Here is an 8974-nt window from a genome sequence, read left to right as displayed (position 1 = left end):
GCCGATCATCCTCGGCGCAATGAGACCTGCTGATCATTTTCCGCCGCTGCTTCCCTACATAGGACGTTATCGGCAAACAGATATTTGGGCGCTCCGCGCTTTCGAGCCAGTCGGTTGTGATGGTTCCCTGATTTCGTGGACACGGGTTTAGGCCATTTGCCGTTCGGCCTGTTCCGGGGTCCTGTAACCAAGGGCGGAATGGATCCGCCGCCGATTATAATATCCCTCGATATAGGCGAACAGCTCGCGTCGCGCCTGCTCGCGGGTCGTCCATCGCCGCTGGTGAGCGAGCTCGACCTTAAGCGTATGGAAGAAGCTTTCCTGGGGGCATTGTCATAGCAGCACGCCGTTCGGCTCATCGACGGCTTGGCCTTCATTGCGGCGAGTTGCTTGCCATACGCCTCGGCGGCATATTGGCTTCCGCGATCGGAATGGCAGATGAGGCCTTCGGCCGGTCTTTGCCGCTGCGCGGCCATCATCAATGCCGCCAGTGGCAGTTCTGTGCGCATATGGTCACGCATGGCCCAGCCAACGATCTTGCGGGTCGCGAGATCGAGCACGGCGGCGAGATACAGCCATCCTTCGCCGGTCGGGATGTAGGTGATGTCAGCGAGCCAGACGCGGTTCGGCGCCGACGCGACGAACTGCTGCTTCAGCAGATTCGGCGCGATCGGCAGATAATGACGGCTATCGGTGGTGCATGGTTTGAACCGGCGGCCGGCAAGCGCGCGGATGCCGTGCCGTCGCATGAGGCGCGCGACGCGGCCACGACTTGCCGTCCTGCCTTCCGCGCGGAGCGCGGCATGCATCCTGGGACTACCATAACGGCCGCGATGCTCTGCATGGAGACGGCGAACGTGCACGAGCAGCGCACGGTTAGCGACTGCACGAGCGCTCTCCGGGCGATTGCGCCATGCATAGTAGCCGCTGGGCGAGACCTCGAGGACGCGGCACATCAGCCGGACAGGCCAATGACCGGCTTGATCGCGGATGAAACGGAAGCTCATCTCGGCACCTCCGCGAAGATGCCGATCGCTTTTTTAACACGTCACGCTCCATCCGCGTGCGATCGAGCTCACGCTTCAGGCGCGAAATCTCCGCTGCCTGATCCGCCGGCAATGCCGGTGCCGACCCATGCGCCTGGCCCGCCCTTGAACGGGCCGCGCCCCCATGGACCACCTTGCGCCAGGCGCGCAGCATCGACGGCGAAATGCCGATCTCCGCCGCCACCTGGGATAACGGTCGGCCGCTACTTTCCAGGAGCGCTACCGTCTCCCGTTTAAACTCGGAAGAAAACTCTCGCCTCGTCTTCATCATCGAAACACCTTTCTCGCCCTTTCGAGCTTAGCGAGGGTGTCCACCAAAGCGAGGGACCATCATCGCCGGTCGCCTCTGCAACACTGCCCGCCGCTAGATCGCCATAGATAAGCGCGCCGAGTAGTAGCCTCGCTACCGTCGCTACTTCATCACGTGCCGTGTGACGACCGCGCAGCGCATCGCCGGAACCCAACAAATCTGTCGATCACGCGAGGAATTTTACATTTTTGTAGCGTTCGGCAACGTGAATGTGGCTAAGCGCTTGGCATTGTAAGTTGGCATGATACTTGCTGAAAGGGCTATCGTGCAACCTGAACGAGTTGCGAGAGGAGTTCTGAATGGCCTTGTGCGACTTAGACGCAAATAAAGTACTCGAAGCGAAATATGTTCGCGTAACTGAAAAGCGCACCGACGGCCTCGTCGGCTTCGACTTTGCGATCGGCGAGCCAGAAATATATGTCGAATTACTGATGCCCGAGGCGGCATTCCGCGACTTTTGTCGCACGAGTGCGGTAATCGATATTACCGCTCAACCAGATGTCGGCAATGACGATCGCATAAGGCTGAGCCGAGTTGCACCAGGGCAGGAGCGCTAACGCCATGCAACTGGATCTTCGCACTGTATCGATCAAGCCGAGGCGCCACACCTACAAGCACGTCGAGCGCCGTGTCGGCGATGACAAACCTGCCTCACGATATCAGGAGGGCACGCTGGACCTCCAGACGATGGCAAACCAGCACTATCGGCCGCTGTGGGACCCGGATCACGAGTATTTCGATGCGCATCGCACGGCGATCACGATGACCGATTGGTACGCGTTCAAGGACCCGCGCCAATATTATTACGGTAGTTACGTGATGGCGCGCGGGCGGCAGCAAGACGCGGCGGAAAATGCTTTTGATTTTGTCGAAAAGCGGCGGCTCGCCGAACTGCTTCCAGACGCAGCCCGTGCGCTCGCGCTGGAACTGCTACCGTTGCGACACGTTGCGTGGGGCGCGAGCATGAACAATGACTTTATCGCCGCCTATGGTTTTGGCGCTGGGATTACCCAGCCGGCACTCTACGCGGCAATGGATCAACTCGGCATCGCGCAATTCATCACCCGCATAGGTCTTCTATTTGGTGATCCAGCTACCTTGGACGCGGCCAAGATCGCGTGGATGGAAGCCCCTCGGTGGCAACCATTACGCCGGCTAATAGAGGATCTGTTCGTAGAAAATGACTGGTTCGAGGTTTTGGTGGCGCAGGATCTTTTGATCGACGGTCATCTCTATCCGCTGATTTATGATGTGATCGTCAATGACGAACTAGTGCTGAACGGCGGCTCGGCGGTGGCAATGCTCACCCAGTTTCAAACCGAATGGGCGGCTGAACACGCGAAGTGGGTAGACGCGCAAATCAAGGCTGCCGCCGCAGAGAGCGAGAGCAACAAGGCGCTGATCGCTCGCTGGATCGGCAAATGGAAGGCGCGGGTAGTGCCCTCCTTGCTCCCACTAGCGCAACACGCCCTAGGCGACCGCGCCGGGGCAGTACTTGGTGAGGTGGGGGACAAACTCGACCTGCGAATCGTCAAGGCAGGGATTCCGTTGTGAGCGGGTCGGACTCGACCGTCTTTCTGGCTCTTCAGGCCAATGACGATACACGCCACATCATCTCGGCAATCCTCGCCGACAACGCGCACGCCCAACTCGACGAACAACCCGCGATGGTGCGGATCTTTGCCAGGGGAACGTTATGCGTGCAGCGCGAGACCATTGAGGCGATCATGGGACGCGCGTTCGACCTCCAGGAACTTCATGTGAACATGATCTCACTGTCAGGTCACGTTGACGAATCGGACGACAACCTAACCCTTAGCTGGGAACGCTGATCAACCGCCGATAGGATTTGAAAATGGATATAGCCGCTACCAAGAAGAAGCTTGGGCTCAAAGAACGATACACGCTAATGACCAGAGGACTTGGTTGGGAGCCTACTTACCAGGCCATTGACGACGTGTTTCCCATGGACACGTTCGAAGGCATCAAAATCCACGATTGGGAAGCTTGGGAAGACCCGTTCCGGCTCACCATGGACAGTTATTGGAAATATCAGGCCGAAAAGGATCGAAAGCTCTACGCAATCCTCGATGCGTTTGCGCAGAGCAACGGCCATCTTACTGTAAGCGACGCTCGCTATATTAACACAACCAAGCTTTTTGCATGCGGCCTAGCGCCGCTTGAATACATGTCGCATCGTGGCTTTTCACATGTCGCACGGCAATTTCGCGGCGTCGGGCCACGGGTCGCCTGCATGATGCAATCACTCGATGAAATGCGCCATGCGCAAACGCAGATTCATGCCGTGAGCAATTACAACCGATACTATAATGGAATGTCCGAGTTCCGGCATTACCACGATCATCTCCCCTATCTTCAGGCGGCCAAAAGCTTCTTCGAGGATGCGGCATCCGCCGGGCCGTTCGAGTTCGTCATCGCAATCGGCTTCGCGTTTGAATATGTGCTGACCAATCTGGTATTCGTCCCCTTCATATCCGGCGCCGCCTATAATGGCGACATGGGTGCAATGACCTTCGGGTTCTCTGCACAGTCGGACGAGGCGCGTCATATGACGCTTGGCCTTGAGGTCATCAGGTTCGTGCTCGAGCAAGACCCGGCTAATGTTCCGATCGTCCAAAAGTGGCTTAATAAATGGACGTGGCGTGGCGTACGCGTCATCACCCTGGTCGCAATGATGCAGGATTATATGCTGCCCAAGCGTGTGATGAGTTGGGCGGAGGCCTGGGAAATCTACTTCGAGGAGAATTGCGGAGCGCTTTTTCGGGATCTTGCCCGCTACGGCATTACCATGCCACCTTGCGTCGAGCAGATCCGGAAGGAGCGAGATCATCTTTCCCACTTGGCCTGGTGCGCCTTCTACCAAAGTCGTAGTTCTCTGAACTTCCAGCTGTGGCTACCATCCGCTGAAGACATGGACTGGCTGTCGGCCAAGTACCCGGAAACATTTGATCGGTATTATCGCCCGCGGTTCGAGTATTGGGCAGATCTGGAAGCAGCGGGCACGCCCTTCGAGGCCAGTGGCAGTCCGATGCAATGCCAGGTATGCCAGATTCCGCTAATGTTTCCTGAGCCGGACGAACCTCTCAAGTTAGCGCAGCGCCACCGCCATTATAAAGAAGAACAGTATCACTTCTGTTCCGACTACTGTCAGGAGATATTTGATGATGAGCCGGAAAAATATATTCAGGCGCATATCGGGACACACGAGTTCTTGAAAGGTAATTGCTTCGGCCCGGACGTCGATTCGACCGCTGAGGGATTTGATCCGTTAGCGGCTGCGTTAGCATTCTGGCGTATCGCAGACGGCAAAGACAACGGCCTCTTCACTGGCTCCGAAGATGCAACCAACTTCGATCTGTGGCGCGGGCTCGCCAAGACCAACGTCTGAGGAGAAAGCGATGACCGTCCGTGCGATTCGCGACTATGTTTTTGAACCGGCAGATTCTGAGGAAAAGTTTCAAGGTGCCCGCGTTGTTTATGTGGGGTGGGATGGACATTTGATGTTCTCCTCTCCTTATGCGTGGGCGCTACCGCCCGATCTTCTATTCGCCGACTTTCTCGCTGACCAATTGAACAATACTTTCGGCTCTCATCCCGATTGGTCCAAGATCGACTGGACGAAAACGACTTGGACAAAGAACGACGAGGTCTTTTTACCCGATCTCAACGGCACGATCGTCAACCTCGGCATCGCGCATAAGGATGCTTTACGGTTCAACATGCCGGGACTCGGCGGTATAGGTGGTCTGGGTATTTGATGTCGAACACTCTCATGATCGAGTCGACCGGCGATACCATCGAAGTCGCGGAGGGACAGACAATCCTTGATGCCTGCCTGCGCGCCGGCATATGGCTCCCGCATGCCTGCTGCCACGGGCTGTGTGCGACATGCAAGATCCAGGTGATCGATGGTGAAATCGACCACGGCGAGGCTTCGAGTTTCGCACTGATGGATTTCGAGCGCGACGAGGGCAAGGCGCTCGCATGTTGTGCGCGGCTGGAGAGCGATGTTGTCATTGAGGCAGAGGTCGAGGACGACCCTGACTTCGCGCAGATTCCCGTCGAAGATTTCAATGGTGTCGTAAGCCGGATCGAGGCACTAACACCCACGATCCGCGGTGTGCACTTGAAGCTCGATCGACCGCTGCGCTTTCAAGCTGGGCAATATGTGAACGTTTCCGTTGGCACGGAAAATATCGTTACAAGAGCGTTCTCGCTCGCCAACGAACCCGCCTCTGGCGATGAGATCGAACTCAACATTCGTATCGTGCCCGGGGGCATTGGTACGACTTGGATACACGAAAATCTGAAGGTCGGCGATCGCTTGCATTTGTCGGGACCCTACGGCAGGTTCTTTGTCCGCCGCTCCGCGCGGGCGCCTATGCTGTTTCTTGCTGGCGGATCGGGGCTGTCGAGCGTGCGTTCGATGATCCTGGACTTGCTAGCGCATGGTGAGACGCTGCCGATCACTCTCGTTTATGGCGCTCGATCCCGCGAGGAACTCTATTACCACGAGGTATTCACCTCGCTCGCCGAAACGCACGCGCATTTCCGCTATGTGCCGACGCTCTCCGACGAACCGAATAACTCCAATTGGGCGGGAGATCGGACTTTTGTTCACGAAGCCGCAAAGGAAGCCTTCGACAACGATTTCCGGGAACTGAAGGCATACCTATGCGGGCCGCCTGTGATGATCGAAGCCTGTGTCGCCACGTTGATGCAGGGTCGTTTATTCGAGCGTGACATTTACACTGAGAAATTTTTCTCCGCGATGGATGCGCAGCAGGTGAGAAGCCCTCTTTTTAAGCGCATTTGACCGAGATTATCGCTATATTCGAACTTCGCGGGCGCTAGATCCGTGCGATTGTGAGAGGATTGGATGGCGATAACAGGCACCGCAGACGTATCAGCACGTATCGACTTGGGGGCACGTCTCCATTTCGAAAACGGAATGGTTTGGCTCGATGAGCATCGCATGTTGTTGCTTCATGCGCGGGCACTTGGCGCTTTGCGCAGCGAGTTGATTAAGTCCTTGGGGGTAGAACGCGCCAGTTCTCTCTTAATGAGGATGGGCCATGATTCAGGTGCGCAGGACGCCCAATTGGCCCGCAAACTCGCCGGAGATGGGTCGTTTGAGGACGTGTTCCTGCTCGGTGTGCGTTTTCACAGTCTCGAGGGCATGGTGAAGGTTGAAACCGTGTCAAGCGAGCTTGATCTGGATCATGGCGTCTTCCACGGCGAGTTTCGCTGGCTCGACAGCTGGGAAGCAGAAACCCATATTGCGACTTTTGGTATCGGCGATACCTGCACTTGCTGGCATCAGCTAGGCTATGCGGCCGGCTATGCCAGCACGTTCATGGGCCGACGTGTCGTTCTACGGGAAACGATGTGCCGCAGCAAAGGCGATGCCTATTGCTATATTGTTGCCGATACGGCCGAATGCTTGTCCGATGACGATCCTTATATCCGCGCCTTTGCTCCTGACGACATTGCGGGCCAACTTAGCGATATGGCGAAGGAGATTGACGAACTACGCGCTTCTCTTCGGTGCGACGTCCAGACTAGTTCACTGATCGGCCGCTCGCCCAAGTTTCTACGCGCCCTTAATCTTTTGCGACAGGCGGCGGTCAGTCCAATCACCGTATTATTGACCGGAGAAACTGGGGTCGGCAAGGAGGTATTCGCGCGCTGGCTTCACGACAACGGCCCTCGCCGCGATAAACCTTTCATTGCCGTTAACTGCGGCGCGATACCTCAAGATCTCATCGAAAGCGAACTGTTTGGCGTCGAGCTCGGCGCTTACACAGGCGCTCACCGGGCACGACAAGGTCGCTTCGAGCGCGCCAACGGGGGAACCCTTTTTCTCGACGAGATCGGCGACATGCCGTTGGCAGCCCAGGTCAAACTGCTCCGCGTTCTTCAGTCCGGTGAGATCGAGCGCCTGGGAGGGGACAAGGTGCTCAAGATTGACGTGCGCCTCGTCGCCGCTACCAATATCGATCTAGCCGCAGCCATAGGCGAAAAGCAATTCCGCTCTGATCTTTTCTATCGCCTCAACCCATATCCCATCGTGATCCCGCCCTTGCGCGAACGTATCGACGACATTCCGCTATTTATAGAAGTGCTGCTCGCGCGCCTCAGCAAGCGCCACAGCAAGGCAATACGGGGCGTATCGGATCGGGCGCTGAAGATGCTCATGGGTTATGAATGGCCCGGAAATATCCGCGAACTTGAAAATGTGCTCGAACGTGGCGTCCTTCTCACACAAGCCGGCGGCCTCATAGACGCCGATAGCCTGTCCGTAGGTTTGGCTCATCGCGAGCGTCTTGGAGCATTCCTAGGCCCCGATGGTCATCTGCATCATTCTAATCAAACCGCTGAGGTGAGTGCGGATATGGCAGGTATGACAAGCCTCAACATTGCGCAGCATGAAAATCGGCTCGTGTCGGAAGCGATGCGCCGTGCCAACGGCAACATCAACGAAGCAGCCGATTTGCTGGGGCTTTCGAGACGGCAACTCGACTATCGACTAAAGGCAGGTTCATCAGTCTGACTGAGCCATCTAGCCTATTTCCTGAGTCATGATTTAGAGCGGTTTTCGATCATTCTGTAACATAGTCGCATGCGGCGAAGTAGTTGGCGCATCCCTGCGGCGAGTAGAGATCGAGGATGCGACCGATGGCATTCCAAAGGCCGTGGATGGTGCGCTCAGCCGCCTTTGGCAGATTGGCTTTCAGCTTGGAAAAGGCCTGCTCGATCGGGTTGAAGTCCGGGCTGTAGGGCGGGAGTAAGAGGAGCGTGGCGCCGACGCTCTCGATGGCCACGCGGACGGCGGGCGCCTTATGCTCGACAGATTGTCCATGACGACCACATCGCCGCGGCCGAGTTCGGGCACGAGGACGCGGGTGATGTAGGTGAGGAACGCGTCCGCATTCATCGGACCGTCGAGCACCCATGGCGCGACCATGCCAGTGCGGCGCAGGCCGGCGACGAAGGTGGTGGTCTTCCAGTGCCCGACGGGGATGCCGGCACGCAGCCGCACGCCGCGCGGACTGGACTTGTAACGGATTTGCGCCGGTCACCTGAGCGATTAGAGGTCGCAACAGGAGACCGACGAGATGATCAAGCACACAGAAGATTTCAAGCAGGAGGCGGTGCGGATTGCCCTGACCATCGGGTTACCCCGCGACCGGGTTGCATCGGATTTGGGGATAGGTAAGTCGACGCTGGGCAAATGGGTGTCACAGTATCGGCCATCTGACTTGGTGGCAGTGCCGCAGGCAGATCTGGCGCGTGAGAATGAACGCCTTCGCCTTGAGAACCGCGTGCTGCGGGAGGAGAGGGAAGTGCTAAAAAAGCCCACGCAGTTCTTCGCGAGCCAAAGGCTGTGAAGTTCCTTTTGTGCATAGCTGGCGGCACCGATGGCCCGTTGAACTGCTCTGCCGTGTTGGCCTGCCCCATCAGGGTGGTCCGCTGGATAAGATAGAGTTCCGGCGAACTGAAGCGCTTGGGTTCTGTGGTCCGGGTCCGGCGTTAGCTTCCGGCTTGGCCTACCCCGATCGGGGTAGGCCAAGTTTCTGACCTGGCAAGGTATTCC

At 57.3% G+C, this 8974-nt stretch carries 8 protein-coding genes and 2 pseudogenes; 8 read left to right on the top strand and 2 right to left on the bottom strand.

What is annotated here, in order from left to right; all coding sequences use genetic code 11:
* Positions 1-147: 147 nt before the first annotated feature.
* Positions 148-1317, bottom strand: a pseudogene (locus ASE00_RS09910) (IS3 family transposase).
* A gap of 338 nt (positions 1318-1655) precedes the next feature.
* Between ASE00_RS09910 and ASE00_RS09905 the strand changes: the two are divergent.
* From ASE00_RS09905 to ASE00_RS09875, 7 genes are all read left to right on the top strand, one after another.
* The gene (locus ASE00_RS09905; RefSeq protein WP_056379803.1) at positions 1656-1913 is read left to right on the top strand and encodes a phenol hydroxylase subunit; all 258 of its coding nucleotides are present in this window, start codon (positions 1656-1658) and stop codon (positions 1911-1913) included.
* Positions 1914-1917: 4 nt separating this feature from the next.
* The gene (locus ASE00_RS09900; RefSeq protein WP_056379801.1) at positions 1918-2910 is read left to right on the top strand and encodes a phenol hydroxylase; all 993 of its coding nucleotides are present in this window, start codon (positions 1918-1920) and stop codon (positions 2908-2910) included.
* A complete protein-coding gene (locus ASE00_RS09895) occupies positions 2907-3188 on the top strand; it encodes an MmoB/DmpM family protein (protein ID WP_056379799.1) in 282 nt (93 codons plus the stop codon). The genes ASE00_RS09900 and ASE00_RS09895 overlap by 4 nt, the downstream gene beginning before the upstream one ends.
* 23 nt (positions 3189-3211) lie before the next feature.
* On the top strand, positions 3212-4765 hold the full coding sequence (locus ASE00_RS09890; RefSeq protein WP_056379797.1) for a YHS domain-containing protein: 1554 nt from the start codon (positions 3212-3214) through the stop codon (positions 4763-4765).
* A 10-nt stretch (positions 4766-4775) separates the two neighbouring features.
* Positions 4776-5135, top strand: coding sequence for a phenol hydroxylase subunit P4 (locus tag ASE00_RS09885; RefSeq protein WP_056379795.1), 360 nt, complete (start codon positions 4776-4778; stop codon positions 5133-5135).
* A 14-nt stretch (positions 5136-5149) separates the two neighbouring features.
* Positions 5150-6193, top strand: a complete 1044-nt coding sequence (locus ASE00_RS09880) for an NADH:ubiquinone reductase (Na(+)-transporting) subunit F (protein ID WP_235538619.1) — start codon at positions 5150-5152, stop codon at positions 6191-6193.
* A gap of 63 nt (positions 6194-6256) precedes the next feature.
* Positions 6257-7930 carry a sigma-54-dependent Fis family transcriptional regulator gene (locus ASE00_RS09875; RefSeq protein ID WP_056379791.1) on the top strand — a complete coding sequence of 558 codons (1674 nt, stop codon included), beginning with the start codon at positions 6257-6259 and terminating at the stop codon, positions 7928-7930.
* A gap of 49 nt (positions 7931-7979) precedes the next feature.
* Here ASE00_RS09875 and ASE00_RS09870 read toward each other — a convergent pair.
* Positions 7980-8425 (bottom strand): annotated as a pseudogene (locus ASE00_RS09870) (transposase); the annotation flags it as partial.
* A 70-nt stretch (positions 8426-8495) separates the two neighbouring features.
* Between ASE00_RS09870 and ASE00_RS09865 the strand changes: the two are divergent.
* Entirely contained in the window at positions 8496-8768 is a 273-nt protein-coding gene (locus ASE00_RS09865; protein ID WP_082594601.1) for a transposase, read from the top strand.
* The last annotated feature ends 206 nt before the right edge of the window (positions 8769-8974 follow it).

This window comes from Sphingomonas sp. Root710 (genome assembly GCF_001429065.1).
GTDB lineage: Bacteria > Pseudomonadota > Alphaproteobacteria > Sphingomonadales > Sphingomonadaceae > Rhizorhabdus.
This window is presented reverse-complemented; position numbering and strand designations above follow the sequence as displayed.